Below are 25,368 nucleotides of genomic sequence, written 5' to 3'. Positions count from 1 at the left end.
GCGCACATGGTTTCGAGGACGACGCGCGGGGGTGCGTTCCGGCCGATCCGGCGGAACCACCCGAACCGGACCACTCCGAAACACCCGGTCGAAGGCATCGCGACGACCGCCGCGCGGAGTGATCGCGCAGAGGCGCGGGAGCACAGCACGACGGCCCCGGACCGGTCGAAAGCATCGACACGGTCCGGGGCCGCCGGTGTGGAGCGGGCGCCGCGGGGTCAGAGCTCCCCGCGGTACGCCTCCGCCACCTTCAGGAAGATCTCGTTGGCCTCGGTCTCCCCGATCGTGATCCGCACGCCCTCGCCGGCGAACGGCCGGACCATCACACCGGCCGCCTCGCAGACCCTGGCGAAGTCGAGCGTGCGCTCACCCAGCCGCAGCCACACGAAGTTGGCCTGCGACTCGGGAACGGTCCAGCCCTGCCGCACCAGCTCCTCGCGCACCCGGGCCCGCTCCCCGACCAGCGCGCCGACCCGGCCCAGCAGCTCGTCCTCGGCGCGCAGCGAGGCGACCGCCGCGTCCTGGGCGACCTGGCTGACCCCGAACGGGACGGCCGTCTTGCGCAGCGCCGCCGCCACCGGCTCGTGCGCCACGGCGAAACCGACCCGCAGACCCGCCAGGCCGTACGCCTTGGAGAAGGTCCGCAGCACCGCCACGTTCGGCCGGTCCCGGTAGATCTCGATGCCGTCCGGCACATCGGCGTCCCGGATGAACTCCTTGTACGCCTCGTCCAGCACCACCAGCACATCGCCCGGCACCCGGTCCAGGAACCGCTCCAGCTCGGCCCTGCGCACCACCGTGCCGGTCGGGTTGTTGGGGTTGCAGACGAAGATCATCCGGGTGCGGTCGGTGATCGCCTCCGCCATCGCGTCGAGATCGTGCACCTCGCCGTCGGTCAGCGGCACCCTGACCGAGGTCGCCCCGCTGACCTGCGTGATGATCGGGTACGCCTCGAAGGACCGCCAGGCGTAGATGACCTCGTCACCCGGGCCCGAGGTGGCCTGGAGCAGTTGCTGCGCCACGCCGACCGAACCGGTGCCGGTGGCCAGGTGGGACACCGGGACGCCGAACCGCTCCGACAGCTCGTCCATCAGACCGGTACAGGCCATGTCCGGGTAGCGGTTGAAGGCTGCGGCGGCCGCGAGAGCCGACTCCATCACGCCCGGCAGCGGCGGGTAGGGGTTCTCGTTGGAGGACAGCTTGAAGGCGGCCGGACCACCGGCCGCCGCCGGCTTGCCCGGCACATAGGCGGGGACGCCGTCCAGCTCGGCGCGCAGCTTGGGGCTCTTCTCGCTCACCGCAGGTCCTCCTCGACCGTCCGTACACAGGAATACTGCTCACCTTATGAGGATTGGAGGCCTCTGCGAATGGTGCGTGCCCGAAATCTCCTCGCGCGCGGGGCCGTACCGGCCGCGGACCGGTCCGGCTCGGGTCCGGCGCCGTCCGCCGCCGGGCCGGAGCAGGGGGCGCAATCCGGTTCCGGCGCGCGCCGGTGGCTCACTCCGTGGTGCGCATCCCTCGAAGAGGTGAGTTGAGGCCGCTGCGCGTCCGGGGCCATGCAACAGGCACTCACTCCCCGGCGCGTGAATCCTCATCCAGAAATGGCACAACTTCCTTCACTTGCAAGGCATTTAGCACTTAACGATCATGCAGAAACGTGCCTGTCGATGTAGGCATATGCGACCGGCCCTACCCGCCTCCGGAGCCCTACTATCGGCTCGCCATGACAGCAGCAGGGAAGCACCAGGTGAGCCGGACAGAGACGCCCCGGCGCAGCGGCCGGCAGGGACGGGCGGGCATCCGCGACGTCGCGGCGGCGGCCGGCGTCTCGATCACGACGGTCTCCGACGCCCTCAACGGCAAAGGCAGACTGCCGGACGCCACCCGTCGCCATGTCCGCGAGGTCGCCGAGCGCCTGGGCTACCGTCCGTCGGCCGCGGCCCGCACCCTCCGCACGGGCAAGTCAGGCCTCATCGGGCTGACCGTGACCACGTACGGGGATGAACCTTTCACCTTCACCGAGTTCGCGTACTTCGCGGAGATGGCCAGAGCCGCCACCTCGGCGGCGCTGGCCCGCGGTTACGCGCTCGTCATCCTCCCCGCCACCTCCCGCCACGACGTCTGGTCCAACGTGGCACTCGACGGGACGGTGGTGATCGACCCGTCCGACCAGGACCCCGTGGTCACGGAGCTGGTCCGGCAGGGCCTGCCCGTCGTCTCGGACGGCAGGCCGGCCGGTTCGCTGCCGGTGACCGCCTGGGTCGACAACGACCACCGGGCGGCCGTGCTCGACCTCCTCGACCATCTCGCCGCGGCGGGGGCCCGCCGTATCGGGCTGCTGACCGGCACCACGACCGACACGTACACCCGCCTGTCCACCACCGCCTACCTCCACTGGTGCGAGCGGGTCGGCCAGGACCCGGTCTACGAGTCCTACCCGGCCCACGACCCCTGTGCGGGCGCGGTCGCGGCCGACCGCCTGCTGGCCCGCCCGGACCGCCCGGACGCCGTCTACGGCCTGTTCGACCCCAACGGGACGGATCTGCTGGCCGCCGCCCGCCGCTACGGGCTGCGCGTCCCCGAGGACCTGCTGTTGGTGTGCTGCAGCGAGTCCACGGTGTACGCGACGACCGAACCCCCCATCACGACGCTCTCGCTCAAACCGCGCCGCATCGGCACGGCGGTCGTCCAGCTCCTCATCGACGCCATCGAGGGGGTCGAACACGACGGGCCGCTGGAGCGGGTGATACCGACCGAGCTCATCGTGCGGACGTCCTCGCAGCGCCGGCCGCCCCGGACGACGGTCAGCGCGCCACGCTCACCCGCCGGGGACTGACCGGTGCATTCCGGACCAATTGACCGGTGAACTCCGAGTGCGTCCGGATTCACCACCCCTGGTGCGTCACACAGCACGATCCGCATTCCTATGATGGGCGCACGACACCGCGGACCACCTCTACCAGGCAGGGCCCGTCAGGTGTACGGCGGCGCGACGGTGGTGGAGGGGTCGATGACTCAGGGGGCCGGTCAGGAACCCGTGGTGCGGACAGCGACGTTGCGCGACTTCCGCGTGCCGCCCTATGCGCAGGCGCCGATGCCCCCGCCCCCGCCGCATCCCGGCAACGTCCCGGTGGGCGACGACCCGCCGGAGGGGTACACCCCCACCGAGCGTGACCTGCCGGTGATCACCCGGGACGGCACCGCCCAGGTGCGGGCCGTGCCGGAGCCGCACCAGGGAGCCGACCCGGCCCGTGGTCCGCTGTACGTCGTCGGTGACGTCCACGGGTACCTGGACGAGCTGCTCGCCGCCCTGCGCGAACAGGGCCTGGTCGACGCCGAGGGCCGCTGGGCGGCCGGCAACACCCGGCTCTGGTTCCTCGGCGACTTCACCGACCGCGGTCCGGACGGAATCGGCGTCATCGACCTCGTCATGCGGCTGTCCGCGGAGGCCGCGGCGGCGGGCGGGTACTGCAAGGCCCTGATGGGCAATCACGAGCTGCTCCTCATCGGCGCCAAGAGGTTCGGCGACACCCCGGTGAACTCCGGCGCGGGCACCGCCACCTTCCAGGCGGCGTGGCTGCTCAACGGCGGTCAGAAGACCGACATGGAGCGGCTCCAGGAGGTCCACCTCCAGTGGATGGCCCGGCTCGACGCGGTCGTCGAGGAGGACGGGCACCTGCTGATGCACTCCGACACGACCGCCTACCTCGACTACGGCTCCACCATCGAAGACGTCAACGACACGGTGCACGCCATTCTCACGCGCCACGACGCGGACGAGTGCTGGGACCTGTTCCGCAAGCTCACCAAGCGGTTCGCCTTCCGGGACGAGGGCGGCGCGGAGGCCGTACGCGAGCTCATGGCGACCTACGGCGGGCAGCGCGTCGTCCATGGTCACAGCCCGATTCCCTATCTGCTCGGCGAGGTCGGCACGGAGGACGGCGAGCACAGCCCGCGCACCGTGGTGGACGGCCCGCACGTGTACGCGGACGGGCTGGCCATCGCCATGGACGGCGGCGTCACCATGGCCGGAAAGCTACTGGTCGTCCAACTCCCCCTGCATGACTGACGCTCGACGGGGAAGTTCCCTCACGACCTGACCGCACCGGCCGCCGGGCCTATTTCCGGAAACCCCCTGTCACGTCCTGCCGTAATCGCTCTACCATCGGCGTACCAGTAGCAGGCTCTCCTCCGTTTCCGCCGATCCGCCCGGCAGCCCGGCCGGATCAGGCCCGACGGAGCATCGGGGGATGCACATGAACAGCGCTCCGCACCTGCTGAGCGAGGACCGGCCCGAATACGAGCGGATCCTCGCCGACGCACTGCGTCATGCTCGTGAACACCCGGACCTCGACGGGGTCGGGGACCATCTCAACGCGGAACAGCTCCGGACGATGGCGCTCGACGCCACCGCCCTGATCACCGCCGCGGCCGCCCCCGAGTACGAGCACTACGTGCGCGTCCGGGGCGAACTGCGCGGCCCGGACGGGGTGTCGGAGAGGGACCTGGTCCTCGGATCCGTCCAGGACGACGGGGCCGGGGCCGGCACCCTCGCGGTGATCGCCGCGCTGGCTCCGGTGCTCGCGGGGACCGCCGCCGTGATATTCCTGCTGGTCGGCTATCTGCTGAAGGCGTTCAGCCCGTCGCTGTCCTTCGCCGGGACCATGGTCGCGGCCGGGTGGTTCTTCGCCGCGGTCGCCGCGGCCGCGACACTGGCCGCCGCGATCGGCCTCCTCGTCACCGCGTTGCGCAACGGCTCGACCGCGCTGCCCGCCATGGAGGACGACGAGGAGGAACTGCCCGAGGACGTGGCCCGCGCCCGGGAGGCCTGGCGCCATGCCCTGCTGGAGCGCGGCATCCTGCCGTTCCTGCGGGATGCCCTGGCCGACCCGACCGCAGGGCCCGCGGCCCGTGTCCCGCACCGGTCGGCACACCGCATCCCCAAGATCGGCTACAGCAGGCCGGACTTCTCGGGCCCGCAGGACGGTCCCTCGGCCGGGCCCCGCCCGACGTTCACCAGCCCGGACTTCACCAGCCCGGACTTCGGGGGCTCGGAGCACCAGCCGGAGTGATCCGGACGCGGCGGTGCCTCCCGGACGTGGACAGTTCCACAGGCGGCGGCCCGCCGCTCTCAGAGGCAACGGCCGGGCTTCACTCCTCCGGTGGGCGGCCCGGCAGACGGGCCGCCCGGCGCCGGTGCGGGTGACCGGTTCAGTCCATGACCGGCAAACGGACGCGGTCACCCGCCGCCGCGTACTCCCCGGACGTCCGGGCCTTCCCCGTCTCGGCCCCGGTCCGGTCCGCCCTCGTGCTCACGCCGGACGTCGTGCGAGAGCTTCAGGGAGCGGACATCTCACCCGCAGGCCGAGTGGGCGCATGGTCAAACCACCTTCAAGCCGGGCAGCCAGGCCACCTGGACGACCACGCAGGCGACGCCTCCCGACGCATCCAGGCCCACCCATACCGAGTGGGTCCCGTCACCGTCGGTCGCGAACGCGAGCAGGTCCGCACGCGCCTCCTCGTCCACGGTCCGCAGGAAGAAGCCGCTGTCGGGGTCGAGATCCTCGCCCGCGTCCGGATCGTTGTCCGCCATGGCTCGTCGGTAACGGTCCTGGAGGACGGGCCACGCTCCGGCATCCGCGAAACAGCCGGTCGCCCCGCCCGTGTCGAACCCGTACGCGTGGCCGTCGCGCAGCAGTCTGAGATCGTCCCCTTCCCCCAGAGCCATCGCCCAGGACTTGACGGGCTCATCACTCACCCGCAGCCGGACCGCCGGCGAATCGGTGCGCTCGACCCACGTGTCCTCGAACTCGCAGTGGTACCCGGAGCCGATCTGCGCCGTTTCCAAGGGATAGGTGCCCGGCGGGATCTCGATCGTGATCCTCGGCCGTCCGTCGCCGAGCGGGTCGTCCACCGCCAGCCGGCCGCTGGGCACCCGCAGTCGCGGACCGGCATCCGGCTCCAGGACCACCGTGTTCTCCCGGTGGTCGCCGGTGGTGATCCGGGTGCCGGGCGAGAACAGGGCGGTGAGGCCGCCCGGACCGCCCGGTCGCGGCGGCGACCACGGATCCCCGGCCGGTCCGGGGCCGGTCTTGGTGAACGGCGCAGCCGCGCACCGTATCGAGCCGACGACACCGCACCTGTCGGGAGAGAACAGCGGCCAGCTGCCGAACTCAGGCCGCCGCAGCCACCTTTCGCCCTCAGCGAGGTCCGGCACCGTCACCGTCATGGGCCCCGTGTCTCCTTCCGGTCTGCGCGACAGCGAGCCCCTTCCCCCCGGAAACAGCTCCAGAACCGTCCGGTCGCTGGACCGTTCGAACTCCGGCACCTCGGGACCCGCGTAGACCCAGCGCTCGGTGTACCTGCGCAACAAGCGGTCCTCGTCCAGCAGCCGCAGTTCCAGGTGCTCCACCCGCCGTCCATGCTCGTCGTACACCCACACCCCGGCGTAGTGGTCACGCCAGGACACCAGACGGACCTCGAACGGCCCCGCGCTCCCGGCGGCCCGGTACGCCACGACGTACGGCAGGCCCGCCGAGTCCCGCGCCCATGCCTCCTGCGGGCTCAACGGCCCGACCTCAGCACCCGCCCGGAAATCCCACCCCTCGGCATGGCTCATCTCGACCACCGGACCGCCCACCTGTACGCCTCCCCGACTCCGTGCCGAGCACGTTACCGAAGCGCACTGACAGCGACGGGAGCGACCGACAGCCGGAAGGCACGCACCACCGGGCCGAACCGCGCGCGAGGTCGCTCGGCCCCAATCCCCGGCGCCGGGCTGCTGAGCCGGGCGACAGCGTGACGGAGCATCCACCTGGTGACGGACGACGCCGGCAAGCCGTTCGCGGTGGGTTTCGCGGAGGCGGGCCGGCCAGGACCGGTGTCCTGGCGGGCCCCCTCCAGCGAGGCGGCCAGGTCAGTCGGCCGGCCCGCCGCCCGTCTCCGCGAGCGGCAGATAGACGCGGTTGCCCGCCGCCGCGAACTCCTCGGACTTCCGGGCCATCCCCGCCTCGATCTCGGCCTGGTCCGCCCCGTGCTCACGCCGGATGTCGTGCGAGATCTTCATCGAACAGAACTTCGGCCCGCACATCGAGCAGAAGTGCGCGGTCTTCGCCGGTTCCGCGGGCAGCGTCTCGTCGTGGAACTCCCGCGCCGTGTCCGGGTCGAGCGCCAGGTTGAACTGGTCCTCCCAGCGGAACTCGAACCGCGCGTCGGACAGCGCGTCGTCCCACTCCTGCGCCCCGGGGTGGCCCTTGGCGAGGTCGGCCGCGTGGGCGGCGATCTTGTAGGTGATGACGCCCGTCTTGACGTCGTCCCGGTTGGGCAGCCCCAGGTGCTCCTTCGGCGTGACGTAACAGAGCATCGCCGTCCCCCACCAGGCGATCATCGCCGCCCCGATGCCCGAGGTGATGTGGTCGTACGCGGGTGCCACATCGGTGGTCAGCGGGCCGAGCGTGTAGAACGGCGCCTCCTCGCAGATCTCCTGCTGGAGGTCGATGTTCTCCTTGATCTTGTGCATCGGGACGTGCCCCGGCCCCTCGATCATCGTCTGCACACCGAACCGCTTGGCCACGGAGTTGAGCTCACCCAGCGTCCGCAGCTCGGCGAACTGCGCCTCGTCGTTCGCGTCGGCGATGGAACCGGGGCGCAGGCCGTCGCCGAGGGAGTACGTCACGTCGTAGGCCGCGAGGATCTCGCAGAGCTCCTCGAAGTGCTCGTACAGGAAGGACTCCTGGTGGTGGGCGAGGCACCAGGCCGCCATGATCGACCCGCCCCGGGAGACGATGCCCGTCTTGCGGCGGGCGGTCAGCGGGACGTACGGCAGCCGTACGCCGGCGTGCACCGTCATGTAGTCGACGCCCTGTTCCGCCTGCTCGATCACGGTGTCCTTGTAGATCTCCCAGGTCAGCTCCTCGGCGTGGCCGTCCACCTTCTCCAGCGCCTGGTAGAGCGGGACGGTCCCGATCGGAACGGGGGAGTTGCGCAGGACCCACTCGCGGGTGGTGTGGATGTTGCGGCCGGTGGACAGGTCCATCACCGTGTCGGCGCCCCACCGGGTCGCCCAGGTCATCTTGTCCACCTCCTCCTCGATGGAGGAGGTGACCGCGGAGTTGCCGATGTTGGCGTTGACCTTCACCAGGAACCGCTTGCCGATGATCATCGGCTCGATCTCCGGGTGGTTCACGTTGGCCGGCAGCACCGCCCGGCCCGCCGCGATCTCCTCGCGGACGACGTCGGGCGCGACGTCCTCCCGGATCGCGACGTACTCCATCTCCGGGGTGATCTCGCCGCGGCGGGCGTAGGCGAGCTGGGTGACCGGCCGGCCGTCGCGACCGCGGCGGGGGCGGCGCGGCCGTCCGGGGAAGACCGCGTCGAGGTTGCGCAGACCTCCGCGCGGCGAGGTGTGCTTGAGCCCGTCGTCCTCGGGGCGCGCGGGGCGTCCCTCGTACTCCTCGGTGTCCCCGCGGGCGACGATCCAGTTCTCCCGCAGGGGCGCGAGCCCCCGGCGGACATCGGTCCCGGTGGCGGGATCGGTGTACGGCCCCGACGTGTCGTAGAGCGTCACGTCCTTGCCGTTGGTGAGGTGCACCTGACGGACCGGCACCCGGAGGTCCGGGCGCGAGCCCTGGACGTACCCCTTGTGCCAGCCGATGGACTTCCCGTCCTCGCCCGCCGGAGCATTCCGCACATCCGGGGTCTTTCGCGCGTCAGGCACTTTCCGTGTGTCAGGCGCCTTCTGCGCATTCTGCTTCGAGGCAGGCGTGCGTGCGTCCGCTGTGGTCATGAGACCTACTCCCTACGCCGGCATTACCCGGTAACAGGTTCGGCGGTCGGCGCAGCGTGTCCCGTACGGATATACGGAGGTCAGCGCCCTCTCAGCCCGGTGCTCCGAGCTCCCGCGTGTGCAAAGGTGTCTCCACGCTAGCCTCCCGTCTGGCGTGCTGGCCAGAGGGCCTCCCCTCTTCTTGGGATGATCGCGGGGTGACGTCCCCACACAGCGCACCCGACCCCCACGACCCCGCTCCGGGCAGCACGCAGAGCCATGCGCATGCCCACACGCACAGCCACGGTCCGGCCGCACCGGTCTCCACACATCTGCGCAAGGTCATCGCGGCCGTGCTCATCCCCTTCGCCACCGCGGTCCTCGTCGGGATGGTGGCGCTCTGGCCCGGCGGGGCCCCGGCCCACGAACGCACGGGCGTCGGCTTCGACCGGCAGACCCAGGACGGCCGGGTGGTGAAGGTCGTCGCGGTCGACTGCGCCGACGTGAACGCCGGGCAGGTGCCGCCGACCGGCGACACCTCGACGCCGTCCGGGCGTGAGGCCGTCGCCGAGCAGACGGGCTCGTGCAAGAAGGCCACGGTCGAGGTGACGACCGGCAAGGACAAGGGCCGCACGTTCGTCGAGATCATCCAGCCCGACGCGACCCGGAAGCTGAAGCAGGGTCAGGGGGTGGTCGTGGCGTACGCGCCCGACGCGCCCCGCGACCTCCAGTACTCGGTGACGGACGTCGACCGTTCGTTCCCGATGGCCCTGCTGGCCGGAATCTTCGCCCTGGCGGTGGTCGGCGTGGGCAGACTGCGCGGACTCATGGCGCTGATCGCCCTCGCGGTCTCGTTCGCGGTGCTCACGCTGTTCATCCTGCCGGCGATCCTGCAGGGTTCGAACCCGCTGCTCGTGGCCGTCGTCGGGGCCAGCGCGATCATGCTGATCGCCCTCTACACCTGCCACGGGCTGACGGCCCGTACCTCCGTCGCCGTCCTCGGCACACTCATCTCACTGGTGCTGATCGGCCTCCTGGGCTCCCTCTTCATCGGCTGGGCGAGCCTGACCGGCAACACCGACGACAACACCGGCCTGATCCACGGGCTGTACCCGGAGATCGACATGAGCGGCCTGCTGCTGGCCGGTGTCATCATCGGATCGCTCGGCGTGCTCGACGACGTGACCGTCACCCAGACGTCGGCGGTCTGGGAACTGCACCAGGCGGACCCCACCATGGGGGTCCGGCGGCTGTACAAGGCCGGTATCAGGATCGGCCGCGACCACATCGCCTCGGTCGTCAACACCCTCGTGCTCGCGTACGCGGGCGCGGCGCTGCCCCTGCTGCTGCTCTTCTCCATCGCGCAGAGCAGCGTCGGAGTGGTGGCCAACAGCGAACTGGTCGCCGAGGAGATCGTCCGGACGCTCGTCGGGTCGATCGGGCTGGTCGCCTCGGTGCCGGTGACGACCGTGCTCGCCGCCCTGGTGGTCTCCGCGGACCGCACGGGGCTCGGCGCGGAAGCCGGAGCTCCTGCACCCGTACGGACCGGGAGGGGCCGACGCCGCAAGACGTGAGCACGCGGGCTCACGGACGCAGCGGTGCCCTCGCCCGTTCAGCCCGCGTTCTGCTCCTTGGCGAGGATGCGGCCCAGGGCCTCTTCCAGACTGCCGTCGAAGTCACCCAGCGTGTGCTCCTGTCCCAGTGGTACCAACTTGTCCGTCCGGTCGAGAAATGCCACAAGAGGTGCTGTGCCGGCCCGGAAGAGCGCACGGTCGGCGCCCACCTGGAGCCGGATGTGTACGTCCGAGAGACCCTCGGGTTCGGTCGGGGCAATGTGCACATCGCCGTCGCCACTCGGGCTGTTGAGCCCGTCCAGCAACAACTCACGACCGAACGCCCAGGTGACGGGGGCGTCACCGGGCAGGTGGAAGGTCATGCGGATCGCATACGGATCGCTGACCTCGTACCGGAGCTCCACCGGAATACGGAACGAGAGTTCCTCCGAGACGAGGAAGCTCATCATGACCTCTGCTTGAACCGACTCGCGCATCGTTCAACCCCGCAGTAGATGAAACTGGCCAGGAATGATCCCCCATGGCCCTATTGACGCCATCGTGATGCACGCGATAGCAGATCACAAGGAGTGATTTTTCAGATACTGATAGAGAACACGAACGAGCGCAAGAACGTGGTTACTTCGCAGCGTAGTTGTTCGATCGCAGCGAGCAACCGTTCTTCTTGCTCCAGGGGGAGCGAAACGGCCATCGCCGCGACAGCGGGGCCCACCGTGATCGGGATGGCCGCGCACACCGTCCCCAGCGCGTACTCCTGACGCTCGACGACGGGTTCCGTCCGCTTCATCGAGCGCAGCCGCGCGAGGAACGTCCGGCGGTCCCGTACGGAGTAGCGCGTCAGCTGCCGGACCGGATACCGGTCGAGATGGTCCTCGCGCCCCCGCTCGTCGAGCTGCCCCAGCAGGCACTGGCCGAGCGCGTGGGCATGCCCGGTCTCCCGGAAGGCGGCCCACTCGCGCACGGAGGGCACAGCCGGGCTGTCGGCCACCGCGACCAGTTCGATCTCGCCGTCCCGGTAGAGGGCGCAGTACACAGGGGCGCCGATCACGTCGGCCCAGTGGGCGAGGGAGTCCACGATGACGCCGGGCCGGGAGGCGGAGGCCCGGCCGCCGGCCAGCTTCTCGGTGGCCGCGCCGAACAGGAACACCCCGTTCTCCCTGCGGAGATAGCCCTCGTGGGTCAAGGTGCGCAGCAGGTGATAGGCGGTGGGAAGAGGAAGTCCCGCCTCCCGCGCCAGTTGCTTCGCGGGGGCGCCCTCCCGATGGGTGCCCACAGCCTCCATCAGTCTCAGCGCCCGCTGAACCGATCCGATCAATGTCGGGACAGCGGTGTTCGATGCCGTGGTCACAGGTCACCCCCAGGCATGGTGACGGGCTCTCAGCCCTCCCGCGGGGGCCGCCCCCACGAGCCCGCCGCGAGCCTGGGGTCCGGACCGGACGGTCACGCAGATCACTGGGCAGGATGGTGACGGACAGTCATTTCCCAGCTGGCGGCAGCGGAACGCAACTGTATCGGCACGTTCCGTCACGGGTAACGTTTCGTCCCGGACTTCGCTCAGCTGGCCTAATCGACGTATCAGCGTCTCACCGGCCCGTCACCGGGTGTCACGGGCCCTGGGACGCACGATCGTCCTCACCGGTCGCCCCGGCGTCCTTACCAGTCGCTCCGGGAGGACGACAGGAACTTGCGCACGACAAAGATCAGGCCGCCGACCAGGACGACGAAGATCAGCACCTTGAAGAGCAGGCCGATGACGAACCCGACCACGCTGGCGATCAGGCCGCCGAACACGACGAGCGCGATGAGCGGCACCGCGACCCACTTCACCCACCAGGGCATCCCCGCGAAAATCTCCCGCATCGCCATCGTCCGTACCTCGTCTCTGTGAGTTCCTGCCTCGATGCTAGAGCGGTCCCACCCCTCCGCGGAGGGGTGGGACCCCTTGAAGACCCCTGAGCGGTCCCCTAGGGAACCCGGGGCTCCGGCACTCAGCCCTCGGGCGGGGAGAAGACCACCATCACCCGCAGGTCCTCGGTGATGTGGTGGAACTTGTGGGCGGTGCCGGCGGGCACGTACACGACGCTCCCCCGGCCCACCTGGGTGGTCTCCGCGCCGACCGTGATCGAGGCGCGGCCGCTCACCACGAGGTAGACCTCGTCCTGCTGGTGCGGCTGCTGCGGATCGAGCGACCCGGCGTCCAGGGCGTACAGGCCGACGGACATGGTGCGTTCGCGCACGAACTGCAGGTAGGCGCCGTCGTTGGCGGCACGCTCCGCCTCCAGTTCGTCCAGTCTGAATGCCTTCATCGTCCGTCCGCCCCTCGTGCCTTTTCTCGTACCCCGCCGCCGGTGTCCACCGTCGATCGTGTCTGCCACGATCAGACACATGAAGAATTTCGTAGTCAAGACGATCGCCAACGCGGGTGCGCTGGCCGTGGCCACCTGGCTGCTCCAGGACATCACGCTGACCGGCCACAGCACCGCCCGTAAGGCGCTCACCCTTCTCGTGGTCGCGCTCCTGTTCGGCCTGGTCAACTTTGTCGTGAAGCCGGTGGTCAAGCTTCTGACCCTGCCGTTGTTCATCCTGACGCTCGGGCTGATCACCCTGGTCGTCAACGCCCTGATGCTGATGCTGACCTCGTGGCTGGCAGGGGTCCTCGACGTGAGCTTCCATGTCCAGGGCTTCTGGACCGCCGTCCTGGGCGGCCTGATCATCTCGGTGGTCTCCTGGGCCCTCAACGTCGTCCTGCCCGACGAGGACTGACCCGCGCCGTCTCCTGGCACGGTGGGGAGCGGGCGGGCGAAGAGGCGGAAGAGAGACGAGGAAGCAGAGATGAGCACCACGAGCGACGGAACCCGGGCCGTACGAGCGGGACTGCCCGCGCCGCGGCAGTACGAACCGACCCTGCCCGGCCCGGTCTTCGCCGCGCACTTCCATCTGTCCGGTGAGCCGGTCGGCCCCTACACCTACGGCCGGGACACCAACCCGACGTGGACCCTCCTGGAGCAGGCGATCGGGGAGCTGGAGGCGCCGGGGGAGCAGGTGGAGACCACGGTCTTCGCCTCCGGGATGGCGGCCGTCTCGGCCGTCCTGCTCTCCGGGGCACGTGCGGGCGACGTCGTGGTCCTGCCGGACGACGGCTACCAGGCGCTCCCCCTCGTCAGGGAGCAGCTGGAGGCGTACGGCGTCCAGGTGCGCACGGCGCCGACCGGCGGCGACGCCCAGCTGCGGGCCCTCGACGGCGCGAAGCTGCTGTGGCTGGAGACCCCGTGCAACCCCGGACTCGACGTCTGCGACGTGCGCCGGCTGGTCGCGGCCGCGCACGGGGCGGGCACGCTGGTCGCTGTCGACAACACACTGGCCACCCCGCTCGGCCAGCGGCCCCTGAAGCTGGGCGCGGACTTCTCCGTGGCCAGCGACACCAAGGCCATGACCGGGCACGGCGACCTCCTCCTGGGCCATGTGACCTGCAAGGACCCCGAACTGTCCGCGGGCGTACGGCGGTGGCGCAAGGTCGTCGGCGCGATCCCCGGTCCCATGGAGGCCTGGCTCGCACACCGTTCGCTGTCCACGCTGCAGCTGCGGGTCGACCGGCAGTGCGGCACGGCGCTCGCTCTCGCGGAGTTCCTGTCCGGGCGCACCGATGTGGCGGGGCTGCGCTACCCGGGGCTGCCCACCGATCCGTCGTACCCGACCGCCGTACGGCAGATGCGCCGCTTCGGCTCGGTGGTCTCCTTCGTGCTGGCGGACAAGGACACCGCCGAACGCTTCCTGGCCGGGCTGAGACTAGTCGACGACGCGACGAGCTTCGGCAGTGTGCGGTCGACCGCCGAGCGCCGGGCGCGGTGGGGTGGGGACGCGGTGCCGGAGGGTTTCATCCGTCTCTCCGTGGGCGCCGAGGACCCGGAGGACCTGTTGGCGGACGTCGAGAACGCGCTCGACGAGGCTGCCCGCTGACAGAGCGGTGGCCCGGTGCGGCCCCCGTCGTCGCAGGCGGCCCGAGCCTCATGGCTCGGGCCGTCCCGGCTCCCGTGGGCGCCGCGTGCTTCGGTCGGCCGGCCGTTCCGTGGAGCGGCGGGAGTTTCAGAACGGGTTTCCTGGGCCACTCTCTTGCCATGACCGAACGCCCTGTGGTCAAGCGCACCGCACGCGCCGTTCTGCTCGACGGCGATGACCTCATCCTGATCAAGCGCACCAAGCCCGGGGTCGATCCGTACTGGGTCACGCCTGGAGGCGGCGTCGAGCCCGAGGACGACACCGTCATCAACGCCCTGCACCGCGAAGTCGCCGAGGAGCTGGGCGCCAAGGTCGTCGATGTCGTGCCCTGCTTCGTCGACACGGTCGAGCACATCGAGGCCGGCGGCATCAAGGGCGTGAAGGTGCAGCACTTCTTCGTCTGCCGCCTGGCGTCCATGGACCCGACCCGCCGGCACGGCCCGGAGATCGACGAGCCCTGCGGTGAGTACGAGATCGTGCGGGTCCCCTTCAGCCGGATGGGGATCGCCGCGGTTCATCTGGTGCCGCTCTCGCTCCGCCACTACCTGGACGGAAACATCGAGGGAGTACGGGCGATGCACGCCCCCGACCTGGGCTGACACGAGCGCAACGGCCCGATGCGCCACCTCGTTCACAGACCGGGTACGCCGAGGCCGGTAGCCGCGGATACTCCCCGCGTCAGACGACCACGCACCCCGCGCTTGCCACCGTGTTTCACGTGAAACCACTCAAGCGTCGCGTACGCCGCAGCATCCTCGTCGCCCATGTCGCCGTATCCGTGAGCTGGCTGGGCCTGACCGTGGGCCTGCTGACCCTGTCCCTCACCGCGTTCCGCACGGGCGACCCCGCGCTGGCGCATGCTTCCACGCGCGCCATGAAGGTCTTCGGTGACTGGCTCGTCGTACCGGTCGCGCTGGCCTCGCTCATCAGCGGGCTGGTACTGGCACTCGGCACGCCCTGGGGACTGGCCCGGCACCGGTGGGTCTGGACGAAGTTCTGGCTGACGCTCGTCACAGTCGGCCTCTCCGTCTTCTCCCTTCGCCCCGCCATCGACGCGGCGGCCGCCCAAGGCTCAGTCGATGTCGATCTGGTGATCGCCCCGGCCGTGGCCTCCGCCACCTACCTCTTCATCACCGCAATCTCGGTCCTGAAGCCCTGGGGGCGTACTCGCCGCGGCCGCCTTGGGGTCAGCGCCGTCCCACGGTGACGGAAGCCGGCCGCGGCGTGTGCCCGGCGACGGGCCTGCTGGTGCCGGAACCGGGCGCACGGCGCTCGATCGCTCCCGAGAGCAGGGCCAGCAGCAGCGCGGCGGCAGCCAGGAGCGCGCCCACCCAGTTGGGTGCGGTGTAGCCGAGGCCGGCCGCGATGACCACACCACCGAGCCACGCCGACAGGGCGTTGCCGAGATTGAAGGCCCCGATGTTCACGGCCGAGGCCAGCGTCGGCGCCCCTGCCGCATGGTCCAGCACCCGCTTCTGGAGCGGGGGCACGGTCGCGAAGCCCAGGGCTCCGATGAGGACGACGGTGACGGCGGCGAAGACCTTGTGGTGAGCGGTCAGCGTGAACAGCGCGAGGACCAGGGAGAGGGCGCCGAGCGACACGTACAGCAGCGGCATCAGATGGCGGTCCGCGAACCTGCCGCCGAGCAGGTTGCCCCCGACCATGCCGAGACCGAAGAGGACCAGCAGCCAGGTGACGGAGCCCGGGGCGTAGCCGGCGACCTCCGTCATCATCGGCGTGATGTAGGTGATCGCCGCGAAGACGCCGCCGAAGCCCAGGACGGTCATCGCCATGGCCAGCAGCACCTGGACATCACGGAACGCGGCCAGCTCTCTGCGGATGCGTACGTGCTCGGGCTTCGGCTGCTCGGGCACGAGCTTCGCCACGCCCAGGAAGCCGAGGACGCCGAGCCCCGCGACGACGAAGAAGGTGGTCCGCCACCCGACGGCCTGGCCGATGAACGTGCCCAGCGGGACACCGACGACGTTGGCGACGGTGAGCCCGGTGAACATCAGGGCGATGGCGCCGGCCCTCCTCTCGGGGGCGACCAGCCCGGCGGCCACGACCGATCCGATGCCGAAGAAGGCTCCGTGGGCGAGCGAGGCGATCACCCGTCCGGCCAGCATCACGCCGAAGACGGGGGCGAGGGCTGACACCACGTTGCCCACGACGAACAGCCCCATGAGGAACATGAGCATGCGTTTACGGGTGGTCCGGATGCCCAGGACGGTCATCAGCGGAGCGCCGAGGACCACTCCGAGGGCATAGCCCGTGACCAGGAACCCCGCGGTCGGGATCGAGACCTGGAAGTCCGTCGCGACATCGGGGAGCAAGCCCATGATCACGAACTCGGTGGTGCCGATCCCGAAGGCCCCGACGGCCAGGGCCAGGAGGGCGAGTGGCATGGCTTCCCTTTCACTCATCATTGCGGATGCACTTTACGAGCGTGCACAATAATTGCATACGCCGGTTAATTGCAAGCGCGGACTATTGCACGGGTGTCCTATCCTGGACGCAGCAGCTCCCGCGCCCCGAGGAGAGAGACATGACAGCGACGGATCCCGCACTCACCGCCCTCGCTCAGAGCTGGTGCGCCCTCTCCCTGCTCCACGGAAAGATCGAGGCCCGGATCGAGCGGGCGCTCCAGTCCGGCCACGGCCTCAGCGCGCGCGAGTACTCGCTGCTCGACGTCCTGAGCCGCCAGCACAGCGGCACCGGCGGCCATCTGCAGATGAAGCAGGTGGCGGACGCCGTGGTGCTGAGCCAGAGCGCCACCACGCGGCTCGTCACCCGCCTTGAGGACCGCGGCCTGCTGACCCGCTATCTGTGCGACACGGACCGCCGGGGCATCTACACCGACGTCACGGACGCCGGCCTCACACTGCTGAACGAGGCCAGGCCGACCAATGACCGCGCCCTGCGCGCAGCGCTCGACGAGGCTGCGGAGAATCCGGAGCTCGCTCCTCTGGTCAGGACGGTCGAAGCCCTCAAAGTCCCTGCCTGAGCGGCCCTGTTGTTGCGTAGTCTGCCGATCATGAGCGATCTCGACATACGCCCCGCCGCACTCACCGACCTCCCTGCCGTCGTGGCCATGCTGGCCGATGACCCGCTCGGCGCCGAGCGTGAGTCGCCGGACGACCTCGCCCCGTACCGGTCGGCGTTCCGGCGGCTGGCGGACGACCCGAACCAGCATCTGGTCGTCGCCGTGCGCGAGGCACGCGTCGTGGGAACGCTGCAACTGACCATCGTTCCCGGTCTGTCCCGGCGAGGCGCCACCCGCTCGATCATCGAAGGGGTCCGTATCCACGCCGACGAACGCGGAACCGGTCTCGGGACCCAGTTGATCCAGTGGGCGGTCGACGAGTCACGGCGCCAGGGCTGCCGTCTGGTGCAGCTGACGTCCGACGCCAGCCGGACCGATGCCCACCGTTTCTACGAACGGCTCGGCTTCTCCGCGAGCCACGTGGGGTTCAAGCTCGCCCTGTGACGCCCGGCCGCGCCCTCGCCGAGGCTCTTCCGCACGGAAACGGACCGTCCGCAAGGAGACACATGCACCGCATCGATGACGAACAGCGCCGCGTCAGACTCGGCAGAAGGCACCTGCTGGCCCCCTCGACGCGGGCCTCGTCCGTCCCGTCCGTCGCCGACGCGGTGGTGGCGCTGCACTCCACCGACGCTGCCACGCTCTACCTCTCCGTATGTGCCCGGCTGGCCGAGCCGGGCGTGGGCCCCGTGGAACGGGCGCTGTACGAGGATGTCTCGCTGGTGCGGCTCCTCTCGCTGCGGAACACCCTTTTCACTGTCTCCAGCGAGGTCGCACCGTCTGTCGACGCCGCGAATGCTCGGGCCGTCGCGGCCAAGGAGCGGCGCACCTTCCTCAAGCATCTGAAGGAGGACGGCAAGGGGCTGGACGAGCGCTGGCTCGCCGAGACCGAACGGCAGGCCTTCGCCGCGCTGGCTGAACAGGTTCAGGCCACCGGTAGCCAGCTCTCCGCAGCCGTACCGGCCCTGCGCACCAAGATCACGGTCTTCCCTGGTACCCGGCAGGAAACCGTGCAGGGAGTCGCCTCCCGGGTGATCCGGCTGATGGCCGCCGACGGACTCATCCGGCGGGACAGGCCACGCGGCTCCTGGACCTCAAGCCAGTTCCGGTGGACGGTGACCGAGCCATGGCCCACGTCGACCACGGCCGAGGCGCAGGCCGAGGTGGCGCGTCGCTGGCTCCTCTCGTACGGACCCGGAACCGAGGCGGACCTGAAGTGGTGGACCGGCTGGGGTCTCCGCGACACACGCACGGCGTTGGCCGCCGTCGGCGCGGAGGAGGTACTGCTCGACGACGGGGCATCCGGCTGGGTCGCCCCCGGGGATCTCGCCCCGGAGCCGGCCGTGGAGCCCTGGGCCGCACTGCTGCCCGCCCTCGACCCGAGCGCGATGGGCTGGGCCGACCGCGGCTTCCACCTCCCGGCCGGCCACCGGGCGACGCTGTTCGACCGCGCCGGGAACATCGGACCGACCGTCTGGTGGAACGGCCGGATCGTGGGCGGCTGGGCACAGCGGGCCGACGGCGAGCTCGTGTGGCGGCTGTTGTCCGACGTCGGCCAGGACGCCTCGCCCCTGATCGAGGCGGAGGCGGCCCGACTGAGGGCATGGGTGGGCGACACCAGGGTCACCCCGCGCTTCCGCACACCGCTGGAGCGCGAACTCACGGCCTGAGCCAAAAGGGAAAGGCATCGCCCGCGGTCGCTGTTTCACGTGAAACAGCCCTGGTAAGAGACCGTTTCACGTGAAACAGCGTCGGCTGGCCCTGCCCTCACCCGGGCAGTCCGCGCCAGCCTCCCTCATCCACGCCTCCGGGCACGGCCGCTCCGGTGTCGTACGGCTCTCTCGTGAAGACGAAGGAACCCAGATCGAGATGGTCCACGGTGCCGTTGTCCGCACGCACGATGCGGAGCGTCTCGCCCGCGTAGTAGCCGTCGAGACCGGTCCACGCCCCGTCAGGGCGCGCGCGGAAGCGGGCTCCGCGCCCTGACCCCTGCGACGGTCGCAGCTCCAGCCACCGATCCGCGAGGAGCTTCAGGGTGTGCGCACCCGTTCCCCAGTACCAGGTGCCGGTCAGCGCCAACAGGTCCGCGTCCACCTCGGGCAGCGGGCGCCAGGGCTCCGGGATCCTCGGTTCGGCCTCGGCGACGATCCGGACGAGGTCTGCGGCGACTGCGGCGACCGCCGGACCGGAGGTGGCGTTGGTAAGGACCACGGCCGCGACATCGTCCTCGGTGCTGAACCACAGAGCGGCCAGGAACCCCGGAAGTGATCCGGTGTGCCCGAGGAGCCTACGGCTCCCCTGCCGCAGCACCTGGAGGCCCAGACCGTAGTTCCCGATGGAGTCATGGGCCTCCGCCGGGGCCGCGGGGGCCCGCATCTGCTCGACCGAGGACGCGTTCAGCACACGGTCGTCGCCCCGCGCCAGGAACAGCGCGAAGCGGAGGAGGTCGGTGGTGGTCGACCAGAGCTGACCCGCCGAAGCCATGAGGCCCAGATCCTCGGCCGGCTCGGGAAGCATGACATCGGCCCATGGGTGCACGGCCCATCCCCCCGCGTGCGGAGCCTGCGGCTGAACAGTCGTACGGTCCATTCCCAGCGGTTCGAGGACCTCTCGGCGCAACACTGCGGCCCAGGTGTCACCTCGGATCTTCTCGACGAGTGCGCCGAGGAGGGTGTACCCAGGGTTGGAGTAGTGATGGACGTGGCCTGGGGGGTGCGGCAGGGCTTGCTCCCCGAGCACGTCCGACAGTTCGGGCCTGATGCTGCCCGGGGTCCGCTCCCACCAGGGCGCGGGCGCCTCCGCGGTCAGACCGGCGCTGTGGCCCAGCAACTGGAACACGGTCACGCCCCCGACCCCCGTACCGGGCAGATGCTTCTCCAGTGGGTCGTCCAGGCCCAGTAGACCCTCGTCGCGCAGGCGCAGCACCATGACGGCGGTGAAGATCTTGGTGAGGGAGCCGATCCTGTACTGGGTGTCGTCGTCGGGTCCGTGGCCGTCCACACAACTACGTGAACCGGTCCAGACGATCGCGCCCTCGCGCTGTACAGCGGCCACGAGCGAGGGAGTTCGCCCCTCGGCCTGAGCGGTGGCGATGCGGTGGAGCAGAGCACGCCGGGTCCCGGCAAGCAGCGTTTCGGATGAGGTCATGGTCAAGGACTACCCGCGCGCCCGGCCGCCCGGCCAGTACTTTTCGCGATCAGCATGACGGCCGGCCGGCCTGTCTCCGCTCGGACGACAGCGGGTGCGGGCCGCCCCGCCCGTCGAAACGAGCCCTCCGGCCTCCGCATTTCCGGTCCTCAGCCGGAAGGCACGGGGTGAGGTGAGCCCGCCGGCTGTCTGGGCAGCCCGCTCCCCTGGACGTAGCCTGCCTCCCATGGCCGAGACCGGACACGCTCCCGCCCGTATCCGCGCCCTGCCCAGCTGGCTCCTGGGCCGCGCCGCCGCCCGCGGTCACCGGCTCGTCGGCGCGGCCCTCGCCGAGGTGGGCATGCGGATGACGCATCATGCCGTTCTGGCGGCCGTCGCCGACATGGGTTCCCTGTCACAGGCCGAGCTGGGCCGAAGCCTGGGAATCGACCCCAAGGACATGGTCGCGATCCTCGACGATCTCCAGAACGACGGCCTCGTGACACGTACGCCGGACACCGTGGACCGCCGGAAGAACGTGATCGCCCTGTCGTCCGGCGGGAAGCGTCTCCTGCTCCGCACGGAGGAGCTGAGCCGCGCGGCGAACGACGAACTGACCGCCGCCCTGACGCCCGAGGAGCGCACACAACTCGTTCGCCTCCTGACCCGCATCGTCGAGCCCCGGTAGCCCTGCTCGTTCCGGTCCGGTGGGCGGCCGCGCTCCTCGCCGGTCGCGCGGCCGGGCGCTCACGCCTGTCCGGTGGCCGGGGCCGGAGCGGCGTCGTCGGCCCAGGGCGGGGACGACTCGACGGCACCGCGCGAAGTGCGGTAGGCACGGAGGGAGGAGTTGGTCGCCGCCACCACAGCGACCGCCGCGGTGGCGGACAGGCCACCGATGACCAGGGCGAAGGGTGCGGACGTGACCGACGCCAGCAGACCTCCACGGAAGTTGCCGAGTTCGGGACCCGCGACGCCGATGACGTGTTCCACGGACGAGACGCGTCCCCGGTAGGCGTCCGGGGTCTCCAACTGGACCAGGGCGCTACGGGACACCACCGACACGGTGTCGGCGGCCCCGGCCACGGCCAGGCAGCCGAGGACCACCCACAGGGGCCCGGCCAGGCCGAAGCCCGCCAGCGCCAGACCCCAGACACCGGCCGCGGTCAACTGGACGAGTCCGGAACGACGCAGGCGCGTCACCGTGCCGGAGAGCAGACCGGCCGTGATGCCTCCGACCGCGACGGCCGAGAGGAACAGGCCGAGGGTCTGCGGGTCGCCGTCGAAGCGGATCTCGTTGACCAGGGGGAAGAGCGCGATCGGCATGGCGAGCAGTGTCGCGGACAGGTCGGTCGCCATCGATCCCCACAAAGTCGGCCGACGCAGGACGATGCGCCATCCGCCACGCTCCGGTCGCCGCCTGCTGCCAGCCCCGCCGTCCGTACCCTCGGGCTTCATGGACGGAAGGCGGGTCACCGCGAGCGCCGACACCGCGACGGCGACGGCCTGCGCGGCATAGGCGGCGGAGAAGTCCCAGCGGGCGATGACCAGTCCGGCCAGCGCGGGTCCGGCCAGCATGGCCGCCTGGAAGGAGACATTGGTCAGCGCGAGACCGGCCGCGACCTGGTCGGCCGGCAGCAACCGGACCGGAAACGTGCGCCGGGCAGGAGCACCGAGCGCACCGCAGGCGGCCCCCAGGGCGACCAGGCCGAGCAGCACCAGCACGCTCCGGTTGCCCACGGCTGCCTGGACGCACAGCCCCACGGCGGCCAGCAGTTGGCCCGCGGTGGTGGCCCGTACGACCGCTCGGCGGTCCACGGTGTCGGCCAGCGTGCCGCCGAGCAGCCCGAACAACACCATCGGCACCCCGGTGGCCAGCCCGATGGCGCCGGTACCCACCGGGCTGCCGGTCAGGTCCCAGACCTGGGCCAGCACCGCCACCGTGGCTATCTGCCCGCCGAGTTGGGAGGCAGAGGAGCCGATCCACAGATCGCGGAACGGCCGGCTGCCGCGCAGCGGGCGGGTGTCGAGGAACCGGCCGCGCGCCCTCACCGCGGTGGCACGAGGTGGTCGAGGACGCGCTGCCGCATCGACCGGCGTTCCAGCGAGCGCCGCAGCTCGTCGACGACCGAGGTCAGCGCATACGGGACCTCGCCGTCCAGCTCCGCGACCGCCGCGTGGGTGGCGCGCCACTCGGCCTCCAGGAACGGCACCAGCGACCGGCCACGCTCGGTCAGGTCGATCCGCCGGGTGCGGGCGTCGGGCCCCGGCTCGGAGGTGACCAGCTCCTCCTTGCGCATGGCGGCGACGGTCTGGCTGACCGCCGAGTGCGTGCGGTCCAGTGACTCGGCGAGTCCACGGACCGTCAGCGGCCCGGTGTGGGCGAGCCGGATCAGCGGACAGACGAACCGGGGCCGCACCCCCTCGATGCCACGCTCGATGTAGACCTGTTCGATCTCGGCGTCCATGGCGGCCAGCAGCGTGTGCAGCGACTGCCAGGGATCGGGCAGCTCGGTGGGGTCCTGGGTCGTCACCGCGCCAACATAACAGTGCTGCTATAAATGCCGGCCGGATCGCCGGATCGTACGGGTGGCCGCCGGCACGACCCCGGCACTTCCTGGACCAGCCCTCCACAACAGCCACCCGCGGGCCCCGCACCCGCGCTGTTCTGCCGACCGTGAAGTCCGGCCCGGCCGGGCTCGGTCATCACTAGCGTCCGGTCTCATGACAACGGTCACCACACACACGGTCGAATACCCGGCTGACGGGCTCACGATGGTCGGTCACCTCGCGCTCCCCGCCGGTGTCGGCCCCCGGCCCGCAGTGCTGATCGGACCTGAGGGAACGGGTCTGAACGACTTCCAGCGCCGCCGGGCCGACGCCCTCGCCGAACTGGGTTACGTCGCCCTGTCCTTCGACATCCACGGCGGGCGGTGGTTCGCCGACCCGCAGGACATGCTGGCCCGTGTGACCCCGCTGCTCGCCGACCCCGACCGGATGCGGGGTATCGGCCACGCGGCACTCGATGTGCTGCGCGCCGAACCGCGAACCGACCCCGACCGGATCGCCGCCATCGGCTACGGCACCGGGGGCGCGATCGCACTGGAACTCGGGCGCGACGGGGTCGACCTGCGGGCGATCGGGACGGTCAACGCAGTGACCACGGGCCGCCCGGGCGAAGCGGCGCGCATCCGGTGCCCCGTGTGGGCGGGGGTCGGATCGGAGGACCCGATCATGCCCGCCGCGCAACGGGACGCCTTCGCCGCCGAGATGCGGGCCGCGGGCGTCGACTGGCGCCTGGTGGTCTACGGCGGAGCCCTGCACGCCTTCCACCACCCACCGGTCGACCAGACCGTGCTCCCCGGCGTCGGCCACCACCCGCAGCACGCGCGGCGAGCCTGGCGGGACGTCGTCGCCCTGCTCGACGAGTGCGTGCCCGTGACGGAATGAGCTGGAGGGGCAGGCACAATAGACGGCTTCTCAGACCTCGTCCGCGTGGTCCGTCGCGTGGGGAAGCAGGGGGAACAGCCGGGTGATGAGGGCCACCGGCAGAGCACCCTCGGGCCGTGCCAGAGGGCGTTGTTCGCGGTCATGGAAAGGGGCCAGTGCCCCTCGGATCACGTCGGCGACCCGGTTCATCTCTTCAGGTGTCAGATAGGCGACGGCGCTGAAGGCCTCGTCGTGGCGCCAACCGGCCGGCGCCTCGTCTCGCCGGGTCAACCACCGTTGCCAGCTCTCGTCCTCCAGCCCTCGGGCCAGGTCGCCGAACTGATCGTCTGCGGGCCCGTCGACCACAGGGCTGTGCCGCTTCAGCCGCCAGGGGCGGGCCCGGCCCCCGCTGTGGGGCGCTTCTTCGATGTAGCCGTGGCGGGCGAGCTGCCGTAGGTGGAATGAGCAGAGACCCGAGCTGTAGCCCAGCCGGGAGGCGGCTTCGGTCGCCGTGACGGTGCCGACTTCGGCAAGCAGGTCCAGCAGGTGGGTGCGGACCTCGTGCTCGCGCAGCTCTTCGCCCGTCCCGCGTGTCCGGTTGTTCGGTGTCTCGACATCGCCTTCAGTCACTTTGCAAACTCTGCTACTTTGCAAAGCGCTTGGCAAGCAGTGCTTGTTCCGAAGGCACCGGACCGCGTGAGCCGTGCGCGGCATCCGTGGTGCGCACCGAAGGGGAACACCCATGTCTGTTCGTCACGAGCGGTCCCATCTCGCCGACCGGCGCGTCCGCCTGCAAGGCCGCCCCGTCAACTCCTTTCCGGCCCTGCCGCCGGAGGCGGAACGGGGTTCGGTACGCCGCGTCACCGTGGTCGGTGAGGAGATTCTGAACCGTCCGTGCCAGGACGTGACCGAGTTCGGCTCCCCTCAGCTGTCAGCGCTGATCGACGACATGTTCCTGACGATGTACGTGGCCGCCGGTGCGGGCCTGGCAGCCAACCAGGTGGATGTCGACCTACGGCTGTTCGTGTACGACTGTCCGGACGACTACGGCGTCCGGCACGTCGGCCACATCATCAACCCCGTCCTGGACCTGCCCGATCCGGGCAGCCGCCGGCTCGTCGACGACTACGAGGGCTGCCTGTCCGTACCCGGTGCGAGCATGGTGGTTCCCCGCACCGATCGTGCCGTCGCCCGTGGACTCGACAAGGACGGCAACCCCCTCGTCATCGAGGGAACCGGCTACTTCGCCCGGTGTCTGCAACACGAGACCGATCACCTCGTCGGCCACACGTATCTCGACCGGCTCTCCGCGCGGGACCGCAAGGACGCGCTGCGGCAGATGTCGGACCGCAGTGAGGACGTCTTCGCCCGACGCGTCATCAGGGCCGCCGACCTGGGCCGGTAGGACACCGGACGCGGGGTCTCGCCGCTCGTGACGT

The 25,368-nt window shown here is 70.6% G+C and carries 26 protein-coding genes and 1 riboswitch; of the genes, 14 read left to right on the top strand and 12 right to left on the bottom strand.

What is annotated here, in order from left to right:
- Window positions 1-218: 218 nt before the first annotated feature.
- Window positions 219-1,298 carry a histidinol-phosphate transaminase gene (hisC, locus tag B9S64_RS16565; protein ID WP_103492251.1) on the bottom strand — a complete coding sequence of 360 codons (1,080 nt, stop codon included), beginning with the start codon at window positions 1,296-1,298 and terminating at the stop codon, window positions 219-221.
- Between the two features lie 425 nt (window positions 1,299-1,723).
- On the opposite strand from hisC, the gene B9S64_RS16560 reads away from it, so the two are divergent.
- The 3 genes from B9S64_RS16560 (at window position 1,724) to B9S64_RS16550 (ending at window position 5,072) form a co-directional block, all read left to right on the top strand.
- Complete coding sequence (locus B9S64_RS16560) at window positions 1,724-2,836, top strand: LacI family DNA-binding transcriptional regulator (protein ID WP_037631854.1); 1,113 nt, start codon at window positions 1,724-1,726, stop codon at window positions 2,834-2,836.
- A gap of 159 nt (window positions 2,837-2,995) precedes the next feature.
- Window positions 2,996-4,069 carry a metallophosphoesterase gene (locus tag B9S64_RS16555; RefSeq protein ID WP_258037934.1) on the top strand — a complete coding sequence of 358 codons (1,074 nt, stop codon included), beginning with the start codon at window positions 2,996-2,998 and terminating at the stop codon, window positions 4,067-4,069.
- 181 nt (window positions 4,070-4,250) lie between these two features.
- Window positions 4,251-5,072: a hypothetical protein gene (locus tag B9S64_RS16550; protein ID WP_103492253.1), complete on the top strand. Its 822-nt coding sequence runs from the start codon at window positions 4,251-4,253 to the stop codon at window positions 5,070-5,072.
- A gap of 308 nt (window positions 5,073-5,380) precedes the next feature.
- On the opposite strand, the gene B9S64_RS16545 is transcribed toward B9S64_RS16550, so the two are convergent.
- Together B9S64_RS16545 and thiC are read right to left on the bottom strand one after the other, a co-directional pair.
- Window positions 5,381-6,568, bottom strand: a complete 1,188-nt coding sequence (locus B9S64_RS16545; RefSeq protein ID WP_258037932.1) for a DUF4241 domain-containing protein — start codon at window positions 6,566-6,568, stop codon at window positions 5,381-5,383.
- A 348-nt stretch (window positions 6,569-6,916) separates the two neighbouring features.
- Window positions 6,917-8,785, bottom strand: coding sequence for a phosphomethylpyrimidine synthase ThiC (gene thiC, locus B9S64_RS16540; protein ID WP_103492254.1), 1,869 nt, complete (start codon window positions 8,783-8,785; stop codon window positions 6,917-6,919).
- Window positions 8,778-8,911, bottom strand: a riboswitch (TPP riboswitch). Its footprint overlaps the gene before it by 8 nt.
- A gap of 71 nt (window positions 8,912-8,982) precedes the next feature.
- Between thiC and B9S64_RS16535 the strand changes: the two genes are divergently transcribed.
- Complete coding sequence (locus B9S64_RS16535) at window positions 8,983-10,338, top strand: YibE/F family protein (protein ID WP_093531653.1); 1,356 nt, start codon at window positions 8,983-8,985, stop codon at window positions 10,336-10,338.
- 38 nt (window positions 10,339-10,376) lie between these two features.
- Here B9S64_RS16535 and B9S64_RS16530 read toward each other — a convergent pair whose 3' ends face one another.
- From B9S64_RS16530 to B9S64_RS16515, 4 genes are all read right to left on the bottom strand, one after another.
- The gene (locus tag B9S64_RS16530) at window positions 10,377-10,814 is read right to left on the bottom strand and encodes an SsgA family sporulation/cell division regulator (protein ID WP_019992482.1); all 438 of its coding nucleotides are present in this window, start codon (window positions 10,812-10,814) and stop codon (window positions 10,377-10,379) included.
- 101 nt (window positions 10,815-10,915) lie between these two features.
- Window positions 10,916-11,686: an IclR family transcriptional regulator gene (locus tag B9S64_RS16525; protein ID WP_277816146.1), complete on the bottom strand. Its 771-nt coding sequence runs from the start codon at window positions 11,684-11,686 to the stop codon at window positions 10,916-10,918.
- 305 nt (window positions 11,687-11,991) lie between these two features.
- Window positions 11,992-12,198, bottom strand: a complete 207-nt coding sequence (locus B9S64_RS16520) for a DUF5326 family protein (RefSeq protein ID WP_028441711.1) — start codon at window positions 12,196-12,198, stop codon at window positions 11,992-11,994.
- Window positions 12,199-12,326: 128 nt separating this feature from the next.
- Complete coding sequence (locus B9S64_RS16515; protein ID WP_103492255.1) at window positions 12,327-12,644, bottom strand: cupin domain-containing protein; 318 nt, start codon at window positions 12,642-12,644, stop codon at window positions 12,327-12,329.
- Window positions 12,645-12,723: 79 nt separating this feature from the next.
- Between B9S64_RS16515 and B9S64_RS16510 the strand changes: the two genes are divergently transcribed.
- From B9S64_RS16510 to B9S64_RS16495, 4 genes are all read left to right on the top strand, one after another.
- Window positions 12,724-13,101, top strand: coding sequence for a phage holin family protein (locus B9S64_RS16510; protein ID WP_028441709.1), 378 nt, complete (start codon window positions 12,724-12,726; stop codon window positions 13,099-13,101).
- A 69-nt stretch (window positions 13,102-13,170) separates the two neighbouring features.
- Window positions 13,171-14,295 carry a cystathionine gamma-lyase gene (locus B9S64_RS16505; RefSeq protein ID WP_103492256.1) on the top strand — a complete coding sequence of 375 codons (1,125 nt, stop codon included), beginning with the start codon at window positions 13,171-13,173 and terminating at the stop codon, window positions 14,293-14,295.
- A 158-nt stretch (window positions 14,296-14,453) separates the two neighbouring features.
- The gene (locus tag B9S64_RS16500; protein ID WP_103492257.1) at window positions 14,454-14,933 is read left to right on the top strand and encodes an NUDIX domain-containing protein; all 480 of its coding nucleotides are present in this window, start codon (window positions 14,454-14,456) and stop codon (window positions 14,931-14,933) included.
- A 119-nt stretch (window positions 14,934-15,052) separates the two neighbouring features.
- Window positions 15,053-15,541 carry a DUF2269 domain-containing protein gene (locus B9S64_RS16495; protein WP_103492258.1) on the top strand — a complete coding sequence of 163 codons (489 nt, stop codon included), beginning with the start codon at window positions 15,053-15,055 and terminating at the stop codon, window positions 15,539-15,541.
- On the opposite strand, the gene B9S64_RS16490 is transcribed toward B9S64_RS16495, so the two are convergent.
- The gene (locus tag B9S64_RS16490) at window positions 15,522-16,739 is read right to left on the bottom strand and encodes an MFS transporter (protein WP_103492259.1); all 1,218 of its coding nucleotides are present in this window, start codon (window positions 16,737-16,739) and stop codon (window positions 15,522-15,524) included. The genes B9S64_RS16495 and B9S64_RS16490 overlap by 20 nt on opposite strands.
- 140 nt (window positions 16,740-16,879) lie before the next feature.
- Between B9S64_RS16490 and B9S64_RS16485 the strand changes: the two genes are divergently transcribed.
- The 3 genes from B9S64_RS16485 to B9S64_RS16475 all read left to right on the top strand — a co-directional run bounded on the left by B9S64_RS16485 (window position 16,880) and on the right by B9S64_RS16475 (window position 19,047).
- Window positions 16,880-17,338 carry a MarR family winged helix-turn-helix transcriptional regulator gene (locus B9S64_RS16485; protein WP_028441704.1) on the top strand — a complete coding sequence of 153 codons (459 nt, stop codon included), beginning with the start codon at window positions 16,880-16,882 and terminating at the stop codon, window positions 17,336-17,338.
- 30 nt (window positions 17,339-17,368) lie between these two features.
- Entirely contained in the window at window positions 17,369-17,821 is a 453-nt protein-coding gene (locus B9S64_RS16480) for a GNAT family N-acetyltransferase (protein WP_028441703.1), read from the top strand.
- Window positions 17,822-17,883: 62 nt separating this feature from the next.
- Entirely contained in the window at window positions 17,884-19,047 is a 1,164-nt protein-coding gene (locus tag B9S64_RS16475) for a winged helix DNA-binding domain-containing protein (RefSeq protein ID WP_103492260.1), read from the top strand.
- 97 nt (window positions 19,048-19,144) lie between these two features.
- On the opposite strand, the gene B9S64_RS16470 is transcribed toward B9S64_RS16475, so the two are convergent.
- Window positions 19,145-20,524: a serine hydrolase gene (locus tag B9S64_RS16470; RefSeq protein WP_103492261.1), complete on the bottom strand. Its 1,380-nt coding sequence runs from the start codon at window positions 20,522-20,524 to the stop codon at window positions 19,145-19,147.
- Window positions 20,525-20,750: 226 nt separating this feature from the next.
- Between B9S64_RS16470 and B9S64_RS16465 the strand changes: the two genes are divergently transcribed.
- The gene (locus tag B9S64_RS16465; RefSeq protein ID WP_103492262.1) at window positions 20,751-21,191 is read left to right on the top strand and encodes a MarR family winged helix-turn-helix transcriptional regulator; all 441 of its coding nucleotides are present in this window, start codon (window positions 20,751-20,753) and stop codon (window positions 21,189-21,191) included.
- 59 nt (window positions 21,192-21,250) lie between these two features.
- On the opposite strand, the gene B9S64_RS16460 is transcribed toward B9S64_RS16465, so the two are convergent.
- Both B9S64_RS16460 and B9S64_RS16455 read right to left on the bottom strand, forming a co-directional pair.
- Entirely contained in the window at window positions 21,251-22,552 is a 1,302-nt protein-coding gene (locus B9S64_RS16460; RefSeq protein WP_103492263.1) for an MFS transporter, read from the bottom strand.
- Entirely contained in the window at window positions 22,549-23,034 is a 486-nt protein-coding gene (locus tag B9S64_RS16455; RefSeq protein WP_103492264.1) for a MarR family winged helix-turn-helix transcriptional regulator, read from the bottom strand. The genes B9S64_RS16460 and B9S64_RS16455 overlap by 4 nt, the downstream gene beginning before the upstream one ends.
- Before the next feature lie 190 nt (window positions 23,035-23,224).
- On the opposite strand from B9S64_RS16455, the gene B9S64_RS16450 reads away from it, so the two are divergent.
- A complete protein-coding gene (locus tag B9S64_RS16450; RefSeq protein ID WP_103492265.1) occupies window positions 23,225-23,950 on the top strand; it encodes a dienelactone hydrolase family protein in 726 nt (241 codons plus the stop codon).
- A gap of 30 nt (window positions 23,951-23,980) precedes the next feature.
- Here B9S64_RS16450 and B9S64_RS16445 read toward each other — a convergent pair whose 3' ends face one another.
- Window positions 23,981-24,559 (bottom strand): winged helix-turn-helix domain-containing protein, encoded by a 579-nt coding sequence (locus B9S64_RS16445; RefSeq protein ID WP_103492266.1) that lies wholly within the window; start codon window positions 24,557-24,559, stop codon window positions 23,981-23,983.
- Window positions 24,560-24,671: 112 nt separating this feature from the next.
- Between B9S64_RS16445 and def the strand changes: the two genes are divergently transcribed.
- Window positions 24,672-25,334: a peptide deformylase gene (def, locus tag B9S64_RS16440; RefSeq protein ID WP_103492267.1), complete on the top strand. Its 663-nt coding sequence runs from the start codon at window positions 24,672-24,674 to the stop codon at window positions 25,332-25,334.
- The last annotated feature ends 34 nt before the right edge of the window (window positions 25,335-25,368 follow it).

Source organism: Streptomyces sp. SM18, from assembly GCF_002910775.2.
In the GTDB taxonomy this organism is placed as follows: domain Bacteria; phylum Actinomycetota; class Actinomycetes; order Streptomycetales; family Streptomycetaceae; genus Streptomyces; species Streptomyces halstedii.
Note: the sequence above shows the minus strand (reverse complement) of the source record. Positions and strands in the feature narration are given on the sequence as shown.